14 protein-coding genes and 1 pseudogene are annotated in these 21,107 nt (G+C 39.3%); 5 read left to right on the top strand and 10 right to left on the bottom strand.

Going from position 1 to position 21,107, the window contains the following annotated elements; all coding sequences use genetic code 11:
* Window position 1: 1 nt before the first annotated feature.
* From ND2E_RS03515 to ND2E_RS03525, 3 genes are all read right to left on the bottom strand, one after another.
* Window positions 2-3,163 carry a ligand-binding sensor domain-containing protein gene (locus ND2E_RS03515; protein WP_033095374.1) on the bottom strand — a complete coding sequence of 1,054 codons (3,162 nt, stop codon included), beginning with the start codon at window positions 3,161-3,163 and terminating at the stop codon, window positions 2-4.
* 100 nt (window positions 3,164-3,263) lie between these two features.
* Window positions 3,264-4,967, bottom strand: coding sequence for a S8 family peptidase (locus ND2E_RS03520; protein WP_033095373.1), 1,704 nt, complete (start codon window positions 4,965-4,967; stop codon window positions 3,264-3,266).
* Window positions 4,968-5,268: 301 nt separating this feature from the next.
* Window positions 5,269-7,101, bottom strand: coding sequence for a S8 family serine peptidase (locus tag ND2E_RS03525; protein WP_033095372.1), 1,833 nt, complete (start codon window positions 7,099-7,101; stop codon window positions 5,269-5,271).
* Window positions 7,102-7,544: 443 nt separating this feature from the next.
* Between ND2E_RS03525 and ND2E_RS03530 the strand changes: the two genes are divergently transcribed.
* Window positions 7,545-9,905, top strand: coding sequence for a S8 family serine peptidase (locus ND2E_RS03530; RefSeq protein ID WP_033095371.1), 2,361 nt, complete (start codon window positions 7,545-7,547; stop codon window positions 9,903-9,905).
* An 83-nt stretch (window positions 9,906-9,988) separates the two neighbouring features.
* On the opposite strand, the gene ND2E_RS03535 is transcribed toward ND2E_RS03530, so the two are convergent.
* The gene (locus ND2E_RS03535; protein ID WP_033095370.1) at window positions 9,989-10,282 is read right to left on the bottom strand and encodes an antibiotic biosynthesis monooxygenase family protein; all 294 of its coding nucleotides are present in this window, start codon (window positions 10,280-10,282) and stop codon (window positions 9,989-9,991) included.
* Window positions 10,283-10,593: 311 nt separating this feature from the next.
* Window positions 10,594-10,871: pseudogene (locus ND2E_RS22265) on the bottom strand (peptidylprolyl isomerase).
* A 37-nt stretch (window positions 10,872-10,908) separates the two neighbouring features.
* Here ND2E_RS22265 and ND2E_RS22525 point away from each other — a divergent pair.
* Genes ND2E_RS22525 through ND2E_RS22520 form a run of 3 tightly spaced genes read left to right on the top strand, consistent with a single transcriptional unit; the run spans window position 10,909 to window position 11,607 of the window.
* Window positions 10,909-11,118, top strand: a complete 210-nt coding sequence (locus tag ND2E_RS22525) for a hypothetical protein (protein WP_052056921.1) — start codon at window positions 10,909-10,911, stop codon at window positions 11,116-11,118.
* A gap of 1 nt (window position 11,119) precedes the next feature.
* Window positions 11,120-11,263, top strand: a complete 144-nt coding sequence (locus ND2E_RS23200) for a hypothetical protein (protein WP_190277865.1) — start codon at window positions 11,120-11,122, stop codon at window positions 11,261-11,263.
* 44 nt (window positions 11,264-11,307) lie between these two features.
* Entirely contained in the window at window positions 11,308-11,607 is a 300-nt protein-coding gene (locus tag ND2E_RS22520; RefSeq protein WP_052056919.1) for a site-specific integrase, read from the top strand.
* Window positions 11,608-12,348: 741 nt separating this feature from the next.
* On the opposite strand, the gene ND2E_RS03540 is transcribed toward ND2E_RS22520, so the two are convergent.
* The 3 genes from ND2E_RS03540 to ND2E_RS03550 all read right to left on the bottom strand — a co-directional run bounded on the left by ND2E_RS03540 (window position 12,349) and on the right by ND2E_RS03550 (window position 16,413).
* Window positions 12,349-13,365 carry an aldo/keto reductase gene (locus ND2E_RS03540; protein WP_033095369.1) on the bottom strand — a complete coding sequence of 339 codons (1,017 nt, stop codon included), beginning with the start codon at window positions 13,363-13,365 and terminating at the stop codon, window positions 12,349-12,351.
* Window positions 13,366-13,430: 65 nt separating this feature from the next.
* Window positions 13,431-14,936 carry an aldehyde dehydrogenase family protein gene (locus tag ND2E_RS03545; protein WP_033095368.1) on the bottom strand — a complete coding sequence of 502 codons (1,506 nt, stop codon included), beginning with the start codon at window positions 14,934-14,936 and terminating at the stop codon, window positions 13,431-13,433.
* 133 nt (window positions 14,937-15,069) lie between these two features.
* A complete protein-coding gene (locus tag ND2E_RS03550) occupies window positions 15,070-16,413 on the bottom strand; it encodes a lyase family protein (protein WP_033095367.1) in 1,344 nt (447 codons plus the stop codon).
* 720 nt (window positions 16,414-17,133) lie between these two features.
* On the opposite strand from ND2E_RS03550, the gene ND2E_RS03555 reads away from it, so the two are divergent.
* The gene (locus tag ND2E_RS03555; RefSeq protein WP_033095366.1) at window positions 17,134-18,726 is read left to right on the top strand and encodes a BCCT family transporter; all 1,593 of its coding nucleotides are present in this window, start codon (window positions 17,134-17,136) and stop codon (window positions 18,724-18,726) included.
* A gap of 262 nt (window positions 18,727-18,988) precedes the next feature.
* Here ND2E_RS03555 and ND2E_RS03560 read toward each other — a convergent pair whose 3' ends face one another.
* On the bottom strand, window positions 18,989-19,852 hold the full coding sequence (locus tag ND2E_RS03560) for a LysR substrate-binding domain-containing protein (RefSeq protein ID WP_033095365.1): 864 nt from the start codon (window positions 19,850-19,852) through the stop codon (window positions 18,989-18,991).
* A gap of 367 nt (window positions 19,853-20,219) precedes the next feature.
* On the bottom strand, window positions 20,220-20,993 hold the full coding sequence (locus ND2E_RS03565) for a hypothetical protein (RefSeq protein ID WP_223303686.1): 774 nt from the start codon (window positions 20,991-20,993) through the stop codon (window positions 20,220-20,222).
* Window positions 20,994-21,107: the final 114 nt, after the last annotated feature.

The following is a 21,107-nucleotide window of genomic DNA, read 5'->3' as shown; positions in this document are numbered from 1 at the left end:
ACTAACCCTGTTTTATTTTGACTAATTGACTTAACTCACTAATATCATTTTGCTGTATAACATCTAAATAATTAAACGGCTGAACTTTAGGAGAGTATAACCCCAACCAATTGATATTATTATCACGAGCAACTTTTAACGCATGTTCAGTAATAACACTCACTTGATCCCATGATAGCGCCATGGGTTGTTCATAATTGAACGGGTAAAATGAATAAGACATATCTGCTTTAATGTTATGATCTAATACTTGGGCAAATCGACCCGTTAAACGTGTTACTAGCTCTCGGGTATTATCATCCTTTTCATAACCGATAATCACAAAAGTATCATCAGCCCATCGAATAACTAAATCTTCATTATTTCGGCTATAAAGTAGTAGATCAGTAAGATTAACTAATTGGCTATTGGTTACTTGTTTTATATTGTCTAGCTTTATCATTACTAGGTATAACCGCGGTAATAAACTGCGTTGTACCGGTAGAATATTTTCATGAATTTGCGACATCAATTGGCTAGCTTGTTCGATATAAATATCTAAATAACGCCGGCTTTTAACGCCTGTTACCTTATCTATCGTTGCAGCATCTTCTAATTGCTGATTTGCTTGTTCAAGCTCAACATTTTTCAAATGAAACTCTTGTGTCTTATCTCTTACTTGCTGTTTTAAACTGGCTTTTTGTTGTTGTTCAATAAGAAGTTTTCGGTTTAATAAACGCGAATAAGTTAACAATAACAGAGCAATTAACGCAGCATAAAGTAAATATGCCCACCAAGTATTCCATGGCGCTGATTTAACAACGATATCAAGGGATAGTCCAGGTTTACTCCATATATTGTCATTATTACCAGCAATGATTTGCAGCTGATATTTACCAGAGGGCAAGTTCGTGTAAGTAGCTCGTCGTGACTTGCCTGCATCTATCCACTCTTGATCAAATCCCAATAAACGATATTTGTAACGGGTAGACTCTGGAGCAGAATAATTCAATCCGACATATTCGAATGAAATAAGTTGTTCACTGTAGTCAAATTCTAATTGGGTCAATTTAGACAATGAACTCCCCAGTGGTATTGGCTCATTCAACTTTAAAACGCTAGTTAATCGAACTTCAGGTGATGTAAGACTGCTACTAATTTTTTCTGGGTTGATACTATTCATGCCTTTACCAGCACCAAAATACAAAGTGTTATCCATTGCTCTAAATACGGCAGAGTGCGTGTATTCTAAATCAACTAAACCATGAGTCAGGTTAAAATGCTTAAAGCTTTTATCAGCCATTGAATAACGAGAAATGCCTTTATTAGTACTAAACCAAATATCATTATATATATCTTGAGTGATACCATATACCGTCAAGCTTTTCATACCATCTTTGCTATCTAGGTGAGTAAATGAAAAATTGTTATTCTGACGATTTTCACGACTTAATATACTTAAGCCTGAAGATTGAGTTCCAAACCAAAGGTTTTTTTCGTTATCCATCAACATAATCCATGAAAAATCATCAGAGATTCCTTTGAGATTATCTTCCTTATGATTAAAATGCTTAAAGGTTGCTTTCTTAGGGTCAAAACGACTTATCCCCCCGCCAAAAGTGGCCAACCAAATAAAGCCTTGGTCATCCTCTAACAACTGGACAACATGATTACTGCTGGGCCCTTTTTCTCTATTTAACTTATTTTTGGTAAAGCGCGTAAAAGTCCCGTCTTTATGCAATAAGTTGAGCCCTTGATGGAAAGTCGATACCCAAAGATTACCATTCCTATCTTTAATAACATCTGTAATGCTATTTGCTGAGATAGAATTATTATTTTCAGCATCATGTTTATATGAAACCACTTCTTGCGTATCTAAATTTATTGAAAATAATCCTGAAGTTCTCGTCCCGACCCATAAGGTATTTTCATCCGCAAATAGCGTCATAATCCTATATTTTGAAAACGAAGCATTAAAGGCGGCAGGAAGAATTGAATTATCATATTGCGACAATTGATATATTCCTGCGCTATAGGTGCTAAAAAATATATTATCTTTATCGAATTGCGCAAAACTAGTGATGTTGTGATTTTTTAAAACAGGATCAGTTTGCGTATTATATTGTCGAAACGTCGCAAGGCTAGGATCCCAACGATTAACTCCTGAAAAAGTACCTATCCACATCACCTTATGTTTATCTTCAAAAAAAGTAAGAACAAAGTCATTACTTATACTATACGGATTATTCGGAGAGTAATTATATCGAGTAAAATGATTGGTTTTATCATTATAAATAGATAAACCATTGTCTGTAGCAACCCAAATATTTTGTGCTGAATCCTGAAAAATACTACTTATTGCATTACTGCTAATCGTTGACTGATCATCAACATTAAGTTGATAGTGAATAAATTCTTCTGTTCTGGGAGTATACTTTAATAAACCACTACCAACTGTACCTATCCAAACATCTTCGTTGTTATCTAGGAATAAACTACTGACAAATTTATTGACATAAGTTGCACTATTTTGATCGCCATACTTAATGTATTTAATAAAATTTCCCTGTAAATTAAAGACTGAAATTCCCCCGCCATTTGTGCCAACCCAAATTTCTTGATTACGGATTTCAATAATGGAAAGTACAGCGTTATGCGTAAGACTATTAGGGTTGCCTAATTCTTGAGATATTTGCTGAGTTGACCACCCTTCTTCATGATAACTAAGAATATTTAAGCCATTTTCTGTAGCAACCCATATTTTACCTTCGCTATCTTCAAATAATGCATTTACTGAATCATTGGTTAACCTTGCATTTTTTGTTTTGCTGGTGAAATGTAGAAAATCTTGAGTTTTTTCTCTATACAAATTCAAGCCGCCACCAAAAGTGCCCACCCAAATATTTTGTTGTTTATCAATAAGAATACGACTGATCACATTAGAACTAAGTGAGGTAGGATTCGAGCTATCATGCTGGAAGCTTAGCGTTTGGTGACCATCGAAACGATCAAGCCCCTCAGATGAACCAAACCACATAAAACCATCTTTATCTTGAGCAATAGTCCTAACAAAGTTATATGACATTGGGTTGTCAATACCGAAATTTTTAAACAATTTTACTTCTTGTGAAAAAGCACTGAAATTAAGGCTAAATAAGAATAAAAAAAGAAGTGTTTTTTTCACAAAAAAGCTCTTATAAAATGATGATATATAGGAAGTTTACAGTATGAAATACAAACATAAAAAAGCCACCGTGCCCACAGTGGCTTATGAAAGAATTGAGCTACTGCTGCTCAACCCAATTATTAACATTAATACCGGTAGTGCTATCTGCTAAACTCATCCGCCAAATGATGGTATCTGATTCAACATTCATTCGCCAAATAATAGTGTCAGTTTCGACATTCATTCGCCAAATAATGGTATCGGTTGAGGCAGTATTTCTCCAATCTAAAGCGTTTTCAGCAAAATTCATTCGCCAAATAATAGTATCACCACCAAGGTTACTATCATCTAATTGCCAGACATACTCATCACCTAAACCTTCAACATAAAAGTTTCCATCATCATTGATGTTAGCAGGCCCAAAGAAATGCTCATTGCCTTCTAAGTCTTGAGCAATATCTAACGCTTGATTTGCACATGCTGAAGCAGTACTCGTTAATGCATCAGCAGCATTTACAAGACCAGCCCCCTGTTGGAAAACACTATAAGCAAGCTCATCGTTATTATTAAATGCCGCATGTGCGCTGTCCATCAAACGACACTTAACTTGATCTGGACTTAATGCTGGCTCTTGCGTTAATAACAGTGCCACAATACCTGAAACAACTCCCGCAGCTTGAGAAGTGCCAGACATTTCAAAATAACGTCCGCCATCATGAAATTCAGGATGATCTTGAACAATTTGTGAATCATAAGCCATTAAACCTGATAAATGCCCTCCTGGTGCGACAATATCTGGTTTAACAAATCCTTCAATAGTAGGTCCTGCAGCACTGAAAGTAGCTAAAACATCATCACTTTTGTCTGATTCAGTAAAGCTATCTGTCATCGCTCCAACTGTAATAATATAGGGAATATTACCTGGGACACCAATTGTCATGGGATCAGGACCACTATTACCGGCAGAAGCCACAACAACAATTCCTGCTTGCCATGCTTTCATAACGGCTTGATTCAATGGGTCTTCCCAATAGTATGAACGCGCAGGCCCACTGAATGACATATTCAGAACTCTAAGGTTAATTTGATCTTTTACTTGCAGTGCCCACTCAATACCACGGATAACATCGGCATAGGTTGCCTTGCCTTCAGCATCAAATGCTTTGATTCCAACTAATGAAGCGTTTGGTGCTACGCCATAAACATTGCCGAACACGTCGTAGTCTGCATTCCCTGCAATACTAGCGACATGAGTACCGTGACCACTTTCTTCATTACTATAATTACTGAGGTTATTATTTATCGCATCGTAGGTTCCCCAAAACTTATCTCGCCCATATAAGTCCGTTGATAACCCTAGTCCATTTGAGGTGCCTTCTAACTGATCTAACCCTGTATCTAAAAAGCCAATGGTTACCCCATCACCAAAATTGCGAGCGGTATGGGCAGAAGAAGCATCAATTAGCTCATTAACGACGGCTTTAGGCTGCCATTTACGTTTTCCCCAAGCATTACCGCCTGATAACTCGACATTATGGTTTTTAGTGGCCGTAATATTTAGGCTTTGCTGTAAATGAGATAACTGGGATTGAGTCAACTCAACCGCGACAGCATTAATAATGGCGAGTTCATGAGATGGTACCAAGTTAAGCGTTTGAACTTTTTCTTTTAACAATGGGTAATTCGCTGAACTGATGATATAAGACTGAGCTTTATTATTAACATTGTTATTTAATAATAAACTGACAAGCCAAACCGATAAGCTAATTGCGCCTAACAATGACAATGGTTTGCTTAATTGTTTTACTGAATTGTTCGACATTTTATTTCCCCTATGCCCATTACATCTTTCAAAATACCAAAGTATTCTTTAAAACATCAGGGTGTACTTTCTTTCATCTTGAAGCGTCTTTTTTACTCAGGTTACATTTGTAAAAAAGAAGTTACAAAAAACACATCGCTACAAAACATAGACTAAACACACACCGATCTCAATAACTTTTAACGCAATAATTAAAGGCCTTAAAAGTTAATGTATCGTAAATGAAAATATCCAGCTTATACAATAAGCTGGATATAAAGTACTTGAAGGGAACTATTTCAAGTACTTAACTCGGTTCAAATTAGAAGTTGACAGTGACTTCACTTGAACAATTATCACTACCTTGGTCACAAACTTTATAAGTAAAAGAACCGGAAGTTCTAAAGCTATCGGTATAAGAGCCATCATTTGATGTTGTTGTTCTTAAAGAGCCATTACGGTAGATATCTACACTTGAGGTAGCTGCACCAGACCAAGTTACGTCAACTTTGTTTTTACCTTTAGCGCGATAGCCAGAAGCGTCAGCTGTGATATCACCACCAACTGGAGGAGGTGTGACGCCACCGCCACAACCGTTAGCGGTTAAATAATCATTCGCGGCTTTAGCTTTAACAATGCCGTGACCGAAGTAATCATCATGACCAGCTGCGCCGCTGTCTTGTGCTGTTGCTTTAAGTGCGTCACGAATTTCAGTACCTGTACAACCGTTATGGTTCGACCATACTAATGCAGCAATACCTGATACTGCTGGTGTCGCCATTGATGTTCCTGTCATCAAACCAAAGTCACTGGTACCAATTGATACATCAGCAGAAGCTGCTGCTAATAAGGCAGTGCGATCTTCAAATGCGGCACCTGCTGCAGGGATAGTCGTTGAGTTAGTATCACCTAACGTGGCGTATAACATACCCGCTTCATTGTTAATGATAATGGCGCCAATGCCACCAGAGTTTTCACAATTTTGTACCTTGTCGTGGAAAGAGATAACGCCGCGGTCTATTACACAAACATTACCGTTAGCACCAGAATCTGTCGCTTCAGCCGTGCCCATATAGTAGATATTACCCGCCGCATTACCAGCATTTTCCATTGCTGAAGAAGCATAAGCTTGACCGTCAGCACTCAACGCTGAATTTGTCGCCATATCAGCAGGATAAGTTGATAAAACATCGACGCCACCTGCTGTGACTTCTACACAAATAGTTTCATCCGTTGTTGTTGTTTGCCTTTTACCTTTACCTGAAGTTACCGTACAACTTGGATATTGAGATTCAGTATAACGATTGTTATCGGCATCATTGCCACCCACCATCATTACTGATGAATAACCAGCGGGGAATGAGCGAACATCATTACCATCGTTACCCGCTGCCGCAACCACTAAACCACCAGCAGCTGTAAAGGCTTTAAAGGCATTTTCTTCAGTACTGTTTGCGCCACCACCACCAAGACTCATACTGATAATATTAGCGCCAGCATTAGAGCATTTTTCAGCTGCGTAAGCTAAATCAGAAGAATAACCCCAACCGTCAGCATTAAATACTTTAATAATATGCATATCAACGCCAGGAGCCATGCCGATAACGCCGATGTTGTTATCAGCAGCACCGATAGTACCGGCAACGTGTGTACCGTGAGGACCACCATTTTCATCCCAATTACCTGTGCCTGAATCATTATCTCCGGTAATATTACTCCAAGCGAAATCTTGGTTAGAGCGATCTAAACCAGAGTCAATAACACACACTTTCATACCGGCATTAGCGTTAAAATTAACTTGGTCAGCTTGAGATTGATAAACTGAATACGGTGTAATCTGTTGAGTCATAGGATTGCCTGCATCATCACTATACGCTGACATTAGATGACGTTTGTGGTCCACTTCTATTAACTGAACATGCGGGTTATTCAATAAACCTTTCACTTCACTTAGGCTTTTGCCTTCAAATGATGCAGCAAAGAATCCATTACCATCAACTTTTAAATCAGCTCCTAGCTTCTTTGCTAAGGCTTTTACAATACCCTTTTTACTTTGATCTACTTTAACTATGTATCTGTCATCAGCTGCTTGAGCTGAAAATGCTGCAGAAACTGCTAAGGCTAAAACCGAGGTTGCAAACTTAGAAACTTTCATAGGTACTCACTCTCTTTAATGTTTGTCGTTTAGTTATTATTATTTAGATTAATTGTATAAATGAACTGTCCGTTCTCTTTTTATATGCTTCACGTAATATATACATTTGCTTATACTTGGCTCCCTGCCTCTTGCATAATTCGATAGTAACAGTTGCTAAAACTCCCCCTAGCAATATTGCGACAATTTTTCGAACAGATCCGACAAAAATAAATATAACCACTTAATTTCAACAACTTAAAAACAAAACAAAACTTAGATATGTCGGTTTTTTATTAATACCCGTCCATTATTTGCTAGTTAAAAAGCAGCTAAAGATTCAATCTGATAAATGTTGATTTTCTGTTAAACACTTAAAACAACCTATAAAAATAATGCGCAAAGCACCAATCGAAATGATGATTGCAATAAGCGTGAAATATCAATGATGGAGTTAATATCAGATGAACAATAATAGAAAGCTAGTATTAAGTACTATAGCCATATCCGTTTTAGCGGTAACTAGTGCAGCGAGTAATGCAGCACCTAAAGCAAAGCTAAATAAAGTTGCTCCTGCAGCTCAATCTTCAACTCAAAGTTTTGCTGATTGGCGAGCACAGCAAAAGCTTAATCGTAATGATTATACCGATCGATTAATTATTACTTTTAAAAATAAGCAGCAAGGAAAATCAGTTCCGCCTGGACTTGCAAAAAAAATTGGCTTAGATTTAAAGCACGTGAAGATCTTAAAAAATAATAGCCATGTTATTGCGCTTGATAAAATGCACGCAGTGAAAGATATTGAGAAATTCATTGAGAAACTTCGCAAACATCCATCAGTTGAATCTATTGAGCCCGATTATCAGCGTTATTTAATGGCTCAAAATCAACCTTGGGGTATCGCTCAAACACAATCAGATCAGTTATCAGATACTGATGCCTCGAACATGACGGTTTGTATTATTGATTCAGGATATGAGCAATCAAACCCTGATTTAACAGCTAACAATGCATCTGGTACTAATAACTCTGGTACAGGTAACTGGTACCAAAACGGTGGCTCTCATGGCACACACGTCGCGGGTACTATTGCTGGCGTAAATAACAGTGAAGGTGTTGTCGGTATTCTTCCGAGCACTAACGTTAACTTACATATTGTAAAAGTTTTTAATGAAAGTGGTTGGGGTTACTCAGGCGATTTATCAGATGCTGTAGATATTTGTGTAAATAATGGCGCTAAAGTTATTAATATGAGCTTAGGTGGTTCAGGCTCAAGTAACACTGAAAAAAATGCCCTACAGGCTGCTGCTGATACAGGTGTATTATTAATCGCAGCCTCAGGTAACGATGGTAATGCCACTATGTCGTACCCTGCCTCTTATGACTCAGTAATGGCTGTTGGCGCTTTAGATAGCAACAACCAACATGCTGAATTTTCTCAATATACTAGCCAAGTTGAAATTTCTGCACCGGGTGAAGCCATTTTATCAACGGTTGCGGGCGACGGTCGCTTAGGTTATATCACTGCGGGTTCAACAACTTATGGAGATGATAATGTTGTGCCACAAACACATTACATCCAAAGTGGCGGTAATTATGTGGTGAGTAATGTTGATGGCAGTGCGAATGGCGTTTTATCAAGCTGTACAATATCTGGCAGCAGTTATAGCTGTAGTAATGTTAATGGCAACATTTGTTTAGCAGAGCGTAATGATAACCAAAAGGGTAGTAACTACCCTGAAATCAATCCAGCTAAAGCGTGTGCTGATGCTGGAGCATCTGCTGTAATAGTTTACAGCAATAGCGATCGTCCAGGTTTACAAAATCCATTCTTAGTAGATGCTAATACCGATGTAACCGTGCCGACGGTATCTGTAAGCCGTACTTTAGGTCAGCAGTTAATGACTCAGTTAGGCACAAATGCAAGCGTAACCGTTAATGGCTCACAAGATTATGCCTATTACAATGGTACTTCTATGGCAACGCCACATGTTACTGGTGTTGCTGCATTAGTTTGGAGCAATAACATTAACTGTACTGCTGATGATGTTCGTAGTGCTATGAAAAATACTGCCGTAGATTTAGATGCCGCGGGTCGCGATGACAAAACAGGCTATGGCTTAGTGCAAGCGAAAGCGGCATCTGATGCGCTTTCATCTAGTTGTGGTGGTACAACACCGCCGCCGCCAACAGAAAATGTTCTTGAAAATGCTGTAACTAAAACTAACCTTGGTTCAAGCACAGAGCTTAACTTTACTATGGAAGTTCCAGCTGGTGCCACAGAGTTAAACTTTGCGATGACTGGCGGCACAGGTGATGCTGACCTTTATGTTAAATTTGGCTCAGCACCAACCAGTAGTAGCTATGATTGTCGCCCCTATGAAGGTGGTAACAACGAAACTTGTCCTATTGCTAGTGCGCAAGCAGGTACTTACTATGTGAAAGTTGTTGCATACTCAGCATTTACGGATGTTAGCTTAACAGGCTCTTTTACCGAACCTACTACAGGTGGCGGCGCTACTGGCGGCAGTAGCTCAGTAACAGATATTAATGTTGCTCGTCGAGCGTGGACATATTACACCATTGATGTACCTGCAGGTATGGCAACATTAGACTTTGCAATGAGTGGTGGTACCGGTGATGCTGATATGTATATTAGACGTGGTTCTCAACCAACGTCGTCTATATATGACTGTCGTCCATACAAAAGTGGTAACACTGAGGCTTGTGCATTTACCAACCCAGTCGCGGATACTTGGCATATAGGTATTTACGGTTACTCTGCAGCAAATGGTGTTAGTTTAGACGTTACTTATAACCCATAAGTTAAATGGTTACCTAACTGGTAACGTTTAAAACCCGATATAAGTTACCTTATGTCGGGTTTTTTATTCTATGGTCACAGACACTATGATAATGATTGTGACATTAAGACTTTAATTTTTTCATCTTGTTTGAGCATTAAATGAATTGCTTTATTAACATCTTGGCGGGTTTGTGATTTATACCAACGATTCCAACAACCAACATTATCCCAGTCAGTGATAATAGTTCTGATATTTGGGTTATCAACATTGGTGTACGACGCACCAGAAATATATCCTTTGGCTGTCATTATTGCTGCTAAGGTTTTACGAATTTCATTATCGTAGGTGCTTTCCATATCTTCGGCGAGTACACGCTCAATAATTACTTTTATCATACTTATTCCGCTACCTAATAATTAAATATTTAACTTACACATCACATTTTTCGTACTTACAACATAGATATAACGTATTTAACCCTGCATTGTAAAGTAGAGAAATAGCTAATATTGTCTGTTTTTCAAATGTTCGTCTGTTTTAGACTAAAGAGGCTTATCAAGAAGAATGAGTATTCAGAAAAAAGCATAAAAAAGCCCCGACTATTTCGAATCAGGACTTAATATTGGTACTGGAAGAGGACTTAAACCGACTCCCCTACGACAGTGATTTTAAAAAGAACGTCCACTCAAAAAATACTAACTCTATACTATGTTCGGTAAAGTACTTTAATGACATGCCAACCAAATTTAGTTTTAACAAGGTGAGGCTCTAATATAGCACCTTTAAAGGCAACTTTATCAAACGCAGGTACCATTTGACCTCGTTTAAATTCGCCTAAGTCGCCGCCTTTTTTATCAGAAGGGCACGTTGAATATTTTTAGCTAAGGTTTGAAACTTAGCACCCTTAGCTAACTGCTTAATAATATCTTCTGCAATTTCTTTGTGTTTGACCAATATGTGAAGTGCATGCGCTGTAGCTGCCATGATAAACCTTTAAAAATTATCTTTTGAATATAAATGGATGATTGCCGTCCAATTACCAGTTCTGACATCAAAGGGTGAAAACGGTAAACGACGAGCCGCATTTACTGAAGATGAATACGATAAAGTTTTTGATACACTGCTCAATATGATTGATAACAGCCGCAAAAAGAAAACAAGATTAATCAGAGAGCTATTACTTAACTATATGGAATTTGCTGTTTTCACTGGAATTCACCCCCGGTACTAAAATGGAAGGCATTACTTGGGGTGATATTGAGATGGCTCGTCAAGATAATAACGCACGTTTCAAAGTAAAGTTAGAAAAGGTAAAACAAGTAAACATACGGGCACCCAAACAGTTATCTGTCGTGACCAAATATAGGATACCTTAGATACATTACGAGAAAGATTTCCTAATAGAAAACCTAAGGATAAATTGTTCAGATTAGCTGATGGCGAAGAAACCAAAGAGCTTGGCGTTACCTTCAAGAAAGTACTTGATGCCTGTGACTTAAAAGACTCTCCAGATGGTGCTAGAACACTTTATTCATTACGTCACTCTTACATTACTTGGCAATTACTACGTCGTGATTTACGAATAGATATTTTAGCCAAGCAATGTGGTACCAGTACTGCAATAATTGAGCAACACTATAGTCATGTTGTCCCCAGTATGCTTGAAGAAGAACTCTCAGGCGTCAAGTTTGAGAAGAAAGAAAAAAAGTTCGCCATATAAACAAGAAATTTCTAGATAAACAAATTGAAAAATACAAAGGCTGGGAAGCTGAGTATAAGAAGCGTGGTTGTATTTAATATGCGAGAGCTGGCTTATCAGTCAGCCCGCCACATTAATAACCCATTGATTCAAATTCCATTTTATCAAAAACAAAACCGATGCATAAGTCAGCTCAACTAACAATTATAAAGCACTGTTTTAAAGACAGTTTAAAATTTTATCGACACCACTGCTTTCATTCATAACGTCTTGTTTTTTTCATTGATAACATTATGTTCAATATATTTAAAGGCTGCTAAGAGGGCCCAATATAGTCATTCAACCTTAACTTTCCATACTTGGATTGTTTCGGTTATGTGCACCTTGCATACGAATCAAAATTCGTCCCTGATAAGTATCATTTTGATACGATTTCTGACGTGTCAGGTTTTTAATGTACGGTATGGTATTACTCTGAACATAGTCGAAGTCGGCAAGAGATATGTTAGAAAATGTAGGTTAAATTGTAATCTGTGAAACTAATTCACTATAAGACTTGGCTTGTATATGCGTAAGGCACTCTATAATAACGCTAGCCAAAGGTGCTAATTCAACTATTTGGGTTGCATTAACATACATAGTAAACAATGTAACAAGCCGAAATATGGTTTTTCATATGAATGAAGAAAAACCATATCGACTTGAACACACAGCCTGAAGTTTAATTAATTAATCACTGTTGTGACCATTAATTCGAATTGATCAAGCAATATCAGACTTTGCTGCACGTGCGGTGCGGGGGATCCGCTTTCCTGACGTGTAGTCATTAATGAGATCACATGGCGTATAATTACGCTCTAACTCAAAAATTTCATCACTGGTAAGCTTGGTCTCTAGTGCCGCTAATGCACTATCGAACTGCGCTGTTGAATCAGCTCCTACTAACATAGAATTAACCTGTGAATTGTTAAGTACCCAAGCCTGAGCGATCTGAGCGGGAGAGCAGCCGCGCGCGTCTGCCACCTTAGCAACAGAGTACGAAATATCTTTCGAGGCCTGATCGTTGTACATTTCTTGAGTGAAGAAATCGGTCTGATTTCGATTCGATTGCAGGTCACTGGTCAAAATGCCGCGTGCCAATGGACTAAATACTGAGATACCGATACCTTGATCCTGACAAAATGGTAGCATTTCTCGCTCTTCTTCACGGTACGCACAGTTCAATTGCAATTGCATATTGATAGGGCGAACAAAACCATTTTGATCACACACTTGAAGAATTTTTGCCAGCTGCCAAGTATTCATAGTGGAAACGCCGATGTAACGAGCTTTTCCTGAACGAACGATATCATTAAGCGCGCTCATTGTTTCCTCTACCGGCGTTTGGGTATCAAAAAAGTGCAACATATAAATGTCTACATAATCCATGCCCATACGCTTAAGTGAAGCATCAATACTATTAAAAATGTGCTTACGGGAATGGCCTTGCGCATTGATGTCATCGCTCATCGCGTAACCAACCTTGGTAGTGATGACAAGATCATCACGACGGCCAATTCTACGTAATACATTACAGACAACTTCCTCGCCCGCGCCAACGGAGTAAAAGTCAGCTAAGTCGATAAAATTCACGCCCATGTCTAACGCATGACGAATAATAGGTTCACTTTCCTTTTCATTGAAAATCCATGGCTTCCAATCTTTTGAGCCCATGTTCATGGTACCAACGCACAAGCGAGAAACTTTCAGGCCAGAGTTGCCCAAATTTACGTATTGCATAGTAATTCCTTAAATATTTTACCAAGCCAGTATCTCACTGGCTTATTTTAATCGTTGTTGATAATTTATTCGTCGCCGAAGTAAACCCAAACACATTTAGTTTTGGTGTACGAACTTAGAGAATGAATTGCCATTTCTTTGCCCCAACCACTTTGTTTGAAGCCGCCGAATGGGCTACTTAAACCGTAACAGCCATAACGATTGACAAATAACATCCCTGCATCAATTTGCTCTGCCACTCGATGGGCACGAGTAACATCGCTGGTATAAATACCCGCAGCTAAACCAAACGCGGTACCATTAGCCATAGTCACGGCTTCAGCAGTCGTTTTAAAACGAGTACAGCAAAGTATCGGACCAAAAATTTCTTCTTGAGCAATACGTGCATTTTGCTCAACATTAGAAAAGATCGTAGGACGGATAAAGAACCCGTTAGCATTGTCACCTTCTGTATCTGCAGAGCCACCAGCAACAAGCTCGGCTTCTGTTTTACCGATTTCGATGTATTCCATGATCTTATTAAATTGTGCTTCATTACACTGTGGTCCTTGAGTGACATCTTCTGTAAAAGGGTCACCACATTTAACGGCGTTGGCTTTTTCAATCAGCGTAGTTAATACTTGATCATAAATACTGTCATGAATAAGAAAACGCGTTGGCTCAGAACACTTCTCACCTTTGTGAGAAAACATCACATTGAAAGCACGATCAATCGCGCCTTCAAGATTTGGCGTGTCTTCAAAGAAGATACACGGTGATTTACCACCAAGCTCAAGTGTCGCCGCTTTAAGATTCGATAGACCAGAGTTCTGTACTATCTTACGACCGACATCAGTGCTACCAGTGAAAGAAATTTTATGAACGTTTTCACTAATTGTTAGCTGATTGGCCATCTTGCCATCGGTTAACAACAAATTAATCACACCTTTTGGCAGGTCTACATGTTGATCGATTAACTCGATCAAATAGATCGCGGTTAGCGGCGTATATTCTGACGGCTTAACAATGACTGTGTTGCCCATTGCTAATGCCGGTGCAATTTTAAGACTTGCTTGGTATAGCGGAAAATTCCAAGGGGCAATTAAACCACAAACACCAACAGGCTCTTTCAGCGTATAGTTAAGAAAGCCATCATCAACGGGTGACGTTTCGCCATAATACTTATCGGTCCAGCCAGCGTAATAATCAAAAATATCGGCACAGGTTGGAATATCATCAACCATAGATTCGCTGTAAAGTTTACCGTTTGGTAGCGTTTCTAATACCGCCAGCTCTTCGGTGTGCTCTCGGATAAGGCGGGCAATTTCGCGCAGTAACTTAGCGCGTTGAACGCGATTGGTCTTAGCCCAAATTTTACTTTCATGGGTTTGATTAGCTATCTGCGCCATGGCTTCAACTTGCTCGGCATCGGCCATGGAAAATTGACATAACTCTTGACCGTTGGCTGGGTTTTTAACTGTCCAACATTCACTGCTTGCACCTGCTACCCATTGGCCGTCAATGTATTGATTTTTTGGCTGCTTAAGCCATTGATTCGCCCAGTCTAGCGGAATACTTTTCATTAATTCCATAGTATCTATGTTCCTATCGTTTTTTATTAGCTTCTTAATTATCAGCAATCATAAAAACCTTGCCGACAATCCACAATTGACATTACTGCATAGCGCTAGTGACAAAAACTCATCCCTAAAATGAATTCAGTCATTAATCTTGTAGATATTTACGAATAGCCTCAATGTCACCTCCACTCTCTTTGTAAATACGAGAAGCAAAAGAATATCCTTTGGCATTTTTAAGTCGGATTAAACTGGGGATCAGGGTATTAATATTGTCTTCGTTCCGTTGCAGGTTCGGTTCAACACCCGCTAAGCAATGCTCGGTAAACACAGTAATGCCGTTTTCAAGGCAACTCATGGCATCGAGCACATTGTTAATGACGATTGCCTGCCATACATTGAAGTCTAGCTCTCCATGATCTTGCGTCATCTGTACTGAACAACAACGACCACAAGTCTGCAAACAGCATTGCACTAAAAATTCAGGGATGGTTGGATTTATTTTTCCAGGCATAGCTGAGGAGCCCGGCTGGACTGCTGGCAAGGTTATTTCACCTAAGCCCGTTTCAGGACCCGAACACATGAGTCTAAAGTCTTTCGCTACCTTAATAAGGCCTCGGGAGAGTAAATCAATCCGCCCGGCAATAGCGACCATATCATCGTGATTTTGTGAACTATCGAATAAATTTTCGCTGCGCTTAAAGCTATTCGATGCCATAACTTGGTTTAATATATCCATTGAATTATCAAAGAAGGCATCCGAGCAATCCCCTCTACGGCCAATAATGTTACCGCCCAAATTGACGCTGTACAATTGCTCAACATCAAGCTTAAGGCGCTGCATATTACGTGTTATCAATGCCGAATAGGCGCTAAAAAACTGTTCGTAGCTGATTTCGACGGCATCTTGTAAGCAGGTTCGAGAAATTTTTAAAACCTTGCGCCACTTCTGTCCCTGCTGATCAAAAGTTTGTGCCAAGTTGCTCAACGAGTGTTCAAGTCCCTGCCATTTTTTTAGGATGGCTAAATGACAAGCGGTCGTCAGCGCATCGGCCGTTGAGTTATTAAGGTTGATATGATCATTGGGATGAATAGGTGTATAGCTGCCAAAGGCATTACCGAAACTGTCACGGTTAGCTATATTAGCGATCACTTCATTGACATTCATGTTGCTGGAGATGCCACCACCACCATGAAAAGCATGAACCGGAAACTGTTCCGCAGGCAAATCATCTTGCAAATACCTAATCGCACCGAGAATTGCCTGACTAAGTGTTTCATCAAGCTCGCCAGTCGCCAAATTGGTACGTGTCGCCGCTTCTTTAACTTGTAACATGGCGATGATTAGCTCAGGGTATGCTGACAGCGGCTTCTCTCCATTAAGCGGGTACAGCTCAACAGCTCGCTGTGTTTGTGCGCCGTACATAACATCAAGAGGCACCTTGATAGCGCCAATGAGGTCATGTTCGGTGCGGTAATTATTGTGTGGCATATTATTATCCTATTTAATGAGTCAATTTATCCGCCATCTGATGTAATTACCGCATCATCCACAATCGATCATTTATCATAGTGAGCTGAAAAAAACTCACTCTGATATTTTGCTCTGCAAACGTGCTAGCTTACCCATTAAATAACATGCCTATGTAGTTAGCTCAGGATGTTGCTGTAAACATCATCTTCGAAGTTTCTGATCGAAGATCCATCACTTTTTAGACACTGGCTCCCCGATTAATACACCACGGGGATGACGTTCCTGAGCTATGTGAATGAGAATGGGAATGTTAATGTTAATGTTAAATAATAATCATTTATCGTGGTTAACAGCCATCGTCATATCATGGTTAATTATCCAACTCTTCCCCCATCAAGTAACCTAGCCTAATCAATGATGCACAATTCCAGATAGAGCTTTTTATAACAACGTGATTAATAATTTATCAAAAAGCTATATCAAAAAAACCTAGTAAAAACTTATTTACCTCCCTGACAAAATGATTAAAGTTACATTCGTAATTGACTGTTTTAAATAAATACATTAATCGTCAAACCGAGCAACCTTCAAACAATCAAGCCCACTTGTTACTTTATGTAATAAGCGAGTGATTTTTTATGGCTTCTGTTCTTTGCTAGATTACGCCACTCTAATTAGGCTAAAATCAGCCCATAATGACCAACACTATTGGTCAACTATAATAATAAGGAAATCGGTATGAAACACCTGCGCCCGATAACATTCTGGCCGGCTTTTGTCTGCCTGGTATTAACGGTTATTTACACCATCATTGATGAGAAAAACTTTATTGCGGCAACTTCCGCGTTAAACTCCATGATCATCACCAATTTATCTTGGCTTTTTAATCTCAGTGCCGTTTTTTTGGTGTTTGTAGTTGCTTATGCTTTTTTTGCTCCTATCAGCAAAGTCCGCATTGGTGGTGAAGGCTCCACGCCATTACTTACCCCGTTTAAATGGTTCGCTGTATCACTTACTACGGTAATCGCTATGGGTATTTTGTTCTGGTCTGTTGCTGAACCAATTCTCCATTATTACCAGCCACCTGAGTACCTTGGTATAACGCCAGAAAGTGCGCAAGCTATGCGCTTTTCAATGTCGACAATCTTTGTCCATTGGACTATCACACCATACTGCATTTATACCGTTGCCGCACTCGCCTTTGCCTTATCGTTACACAATTTAAAGCTTAAATTCTCTATCGGATCAATGTTGCGCCCTATCTTGGGTCGTTGGGCTGACGGTGTCGGTGGTCAAGTTATCGATGGTCTTGCATTATTTTCAGTTGTTTTAGGTATGTCGGCGACTCTAACGTCGGGTCTGCTGGTTATCGGTGATGGCTTTCAGTCTATTTTCGGTATTGAAAAAAGTGCTACCGTTTATGCACTCATTGCGGTAGTTATCATTGGTTCGGCTATTGTTTCTGCTACGACTGGACTACAAAATGGTATTCAAAATTTAGCTCGCCTTAATACTTGGATCTATTTAATCGGCGCATTATTTATATTCATTGTTGGCCCTAGCGTCTTTATTTTGTCGTTGGGTGTTGAATCTTTAGGGGTTTATGTATCAGATTTCTTTGCCCGTAACTTAGTAACCGGCGCATCAGGTAATAGCCAATGGCCGGGTTGGTGGACCGTTGCTTTCTTTGCAAGTTGGTTTGCATGGGCACCGCTAAGTTGCTTATTCTTAGGCAAGATCGCTCGAGGTTACACTGTACGTCAGTTTATTATTGTCAATACATTGCTACCATCACTGTTTGGCTTCGTATGGTTCAGTATTTTCAGTGGTTCATCATTGTTCTTCGACACCACTCAAGGTGGCATCATGTATGATGCATACAAGGCAAATGGTTTTGCCTCGGTAATTTATGTACTATTTGATCAATTGCCAGGTAGTACCATACTCAGCGCAATATTTATCTTCACCTGTTTTATCACCTTTATTACCGCGGTAGATTCCAATACTGATGCCATTGGTAGCTTATGTACTAAGGGAATCGATGCTGAAAATATTCAGTCACCATTGTGGATAAAAGCTTGTTGGGGCGGTGCTATTGCTTTTGTTGCATGGATAAGTGCTAGCTTTATTGGAGTTGATGGAGTTAAGATGTTATTTAACCTCTCTGGTGTTCCAGGAATGTTAATAGTGGTTGGCTCGGCCTTTGCTTTTATAAAGCTGGCTAATCGTGTAGTGATCACGGGAAATATTGTTGAACTAAGACCCGATGCTTTAGATGGCAGAAAGAGTGAGGACGTAGCGCCACAAACAGCTACTGTCATAGCTAATTAATACTTAGTAATATCTATTTAGAGTAAACCATAACTGAGCCAGCATCACGCTGGCTCAGTTTTTTTTGCTCTATAAGCATGCTAAGACAACTAATACCGATCAATTAAGAGATTGTTAATAAGGCATTGTCGCAATCAGGTGTTGTAAAAAGAAGGAAATATAAACTTTCCATCGAGCAAATGTTTTGAACTAACATTTCTATAGCTTTATTTCGTAAGATGTCTTTGCCTTAACCAAGTCACCTACGTTTATTTACTGATGCTCAACTTCCCTTAAGCCAACCAACAAAGTGCGCAACTTTGGATAACCCTTGTTTTTCACTGAGAATATCGAGCCAATACCCATAAGGGCCGCTGACCTCTACATTACTAAATTGAACTAAGGTTCCTTTTTCTAGCTCTTTAGTGATCATGTATTTATCAATGACAGCAAAACCAGCGCCAGTTTTTACAGCGTTAATGACCTGATCCATCGTACTGAATTCCATACCACGATGAGGGCTTATTTGCTCACGAAGACCTGCAGCCTGTAACCAGTCTGCCCACACACCAAGCCTTTTTCCCTCATGTAAAATATGTAATAAGTTATTGCTTTCTTTCTCTAGGGATTGGCTTCGCAGAACCAATTCGGGAGTACAAACAGCGACATGCTGTTCCAGCCTCAAAAGTTCGCTATAAAAACGAGGTTTTTCAGCCAGCCCAAAACGGATGATACAATCAAACAAGGTATGCTGACTCACTTGATCTTGAATCGAAAGCTCTAATTCGGGGAAACGATTCTGGAAGTCCGCCAACCGTGGGGCTAGATCACGCGTCGCATAAGTAGGTGAAACAAATATATTAAGTTTTTGACGTTGATTTGGTTCGCGAATGTCCAGAACGGCTTCTTCCATCATATCGAACGATCGTTCCAACTTAGTTAACAACTGAAATCCGGCATCTGTTAACTCCATTTTGTGGTGTAATCTCACAAAAAGAGGAACGCCTAAAAAACTTTCCAATTGCTTGACTTGGCGACTCACAGCACCTTGGGTAACATGCAGTTGTTTAGCTGCCAACGTAAAGCTTAACGATTTGCCAGCCGTTTCAAATACACGTAGAGCAGTGAGGGAAGGAAGGGAGCGCATATACTACTACTTATTATTATAATGTGATTAATAGAATATCAGCTTAGTTACATAACTCAAAGTGAATCAGGTAAGAGGCTAAGTCAGTTCGGGTAGAATAATACTTACAGAGCTAAATAAAGTTATTTTCATTTCAAAAAAGAATGGTAATCTTTAAACTTTAGCAACTTAGTTTATCGGACGTCAAAGGATAGATATAAAGTAATAAGCATTGTTATAAGACTCAAATGCAATGGGTAAGATACTATTGGGCAATAAGTTAAAACCTTTCCCTTAGTGAGTGAGATGAACGGGCAACTAGTTTGGCGTTGCCCGTTATAAAAGTGTCGGTGAAAGCCAGAGATACTAACTTTCATAAGATCAATAATTAAAAATAGTAGCCGATATTGATGTTAAGACGCTTGTTCCATTCGTCACTGTCACCAGCCATAGTTCCACCAATAAAGGGTTGGTTCTTCGCCGTTATAAAATCAACATAAGCGTAGACACCACCTGCGGTAATAGCTACACCTGTTACGTTCATTACAGTATCTTCTTTAAAATCGCCTGATTTATCCGTCATCAAGTTATAATCATTATAGAAAGTTAGATTAGTAATTGGACCGAAAGACACGGACTTATTGTAGGACAGATTAAGGTTGTATAACTTAGCTTCTGTAGGAATAGTATCATTGAAAGCCCAGGCACCCACTACAACAGAATCAAAGCCATTGTCTAGGTCATACTCATAATCAGAGTATTGGAACATGATACCAATATTATCTATATTACTTTTAACGTGAAAAGCGTATGCCGTTTGAGCACCTAACGAACCATTTACACCTTCAAGATCACCCGACTGTAAAGATACACCCACTTCAGTATTAGTGAAATTGTAAGCATATCTCAAGTTAAAAGTATTACTTTCGGCCATGCCCTGATCGGGAGCGTCCCAGATGCCTTCACCATTCTCAAAATTTCTGATCCCGATAACATCGTAAGAGTAGCGTTCATTTCTGCTACTTACATAACCGTCTAGACCACCCTGCTCGTCATTTTTAAAAAATGCCAGTCGAATATCATGTTGATCGTATTTTCCAATAAAGTTAAGACCTGTATCATAATCATCTTCGAGACCAACGTAATAGCTGCATATTCTCATGCATCGCGATCACCTAATACCATCTAAGCCGATCACCTAATACCATCCATCGCGATCACTCAATACCATCGATGCCGATCACTTTTCGGTCAAAATGGTATTGAGTGATCGGCT

The organism is Colwellia psychrerythraea (genome assembly GCF_000764225.1).
Lineage (GTDB): Bacteria > Pseudomonadota > Gammaproteobacteria > Enterobacterales > Alteromonadaceae > Colwellia > Colwellia psychrerythraea_D.
This window is presented reverse-complemented; position numbering and strand designations above follow the sequence as displayed.

What these genes read in the sequence shown, in the direction of transcription:
- ND2E_RS03550 (WP_033095367.1), bottom strand. Translation starts at nt 16,413, where the DNA reads ATGCCACACAATAATTACCGCACCGAACATGACCTCATTGGCGCTATC.
- ND2E_RS03565 (WP_223303686.1), bottom strand. Translation starts at nt 20,993, where the DNA reads ATGAGAATATGCAGCTATTACGTTGGTCTCGAAGATGATTATGATACA.
- ND2E_RS22525 (WP_052056921.1), top strand. Translation starts at nt 10,909, where the DNA reads ATGATTGCCGTCCAATTACCAGTTCTGACATCAAAGGGTGAAAACGGT.
- ND2E_RS23200 (WP_190277865.1), top strand. Translation starts at nt 11,120, where the DNA reads ATGGAAGGCATTACTTGGGGTGATATTGAGATGGCTCGTCAAGATAAT.
- ND2E_RS03545 (WP_033095368.1), bottom strand. Translation starts at nt 14,936, where the DNA reads ATGGAATTAATGAAAAGTATTCCGCTAGACTGGGCGAATCAATGGCTT.
- ND2E_RS03555 (WP_033095366.1), top strand. Translation starts at nt 17,134, where the DNA reads ATGAAACACCTGCGCCCGATAACATTCTGGCCGGCTTTTGTCTGCCTG.
- ND2E_RS03525 (WP_033095372.1), bottom strand. Translation starts at nt 7,101, where the DNA reads ATGAAAGTTTCTAAGTTTGCAACCTCGGTTTTAGCCTTAGCAGTTTCT.
- ND2E_RS03540 (WP_033095369.1), bottom strand. Translation starts at nt 13,365, where the DNA reads ATGCAATACGTAAATTTGGGCAACTCTGGCCTGAAAGTTTCTCGCTTG.
- ND2E_RS03530 (WP_033095371.1), top strand. Translation starts at nt 7,545, where the DNA reads ATGAACAATAATAGAAAGCTAGTATTAAGTACTATAGCCATATCCGTT.
- ND2E_RS03520 (WP_033095373.1), bottom strand. Translation starts at nt 4,967, where the DNA reads ATGTCGAACAATTCAGTAAAACAATTAAGCAAACCATTGTCATTGTTA.
- ND2E_RS03535 (WP_033095370.1), bottom strand. Translation starts at nt 10,282, where the DNA reads ATGATAAAAGTAATTATTGAGCGTGTACTCGCCGAAGATATGGAAAGC.
- ND2E_RS03560 (WP_033095365.1), bottom strand. Translation starts at nt 19,852, where the DNA reads ATGCGCTCCCTTCCTTCCCTCACTGCTCTACGTGTATTTGAAACGGCT.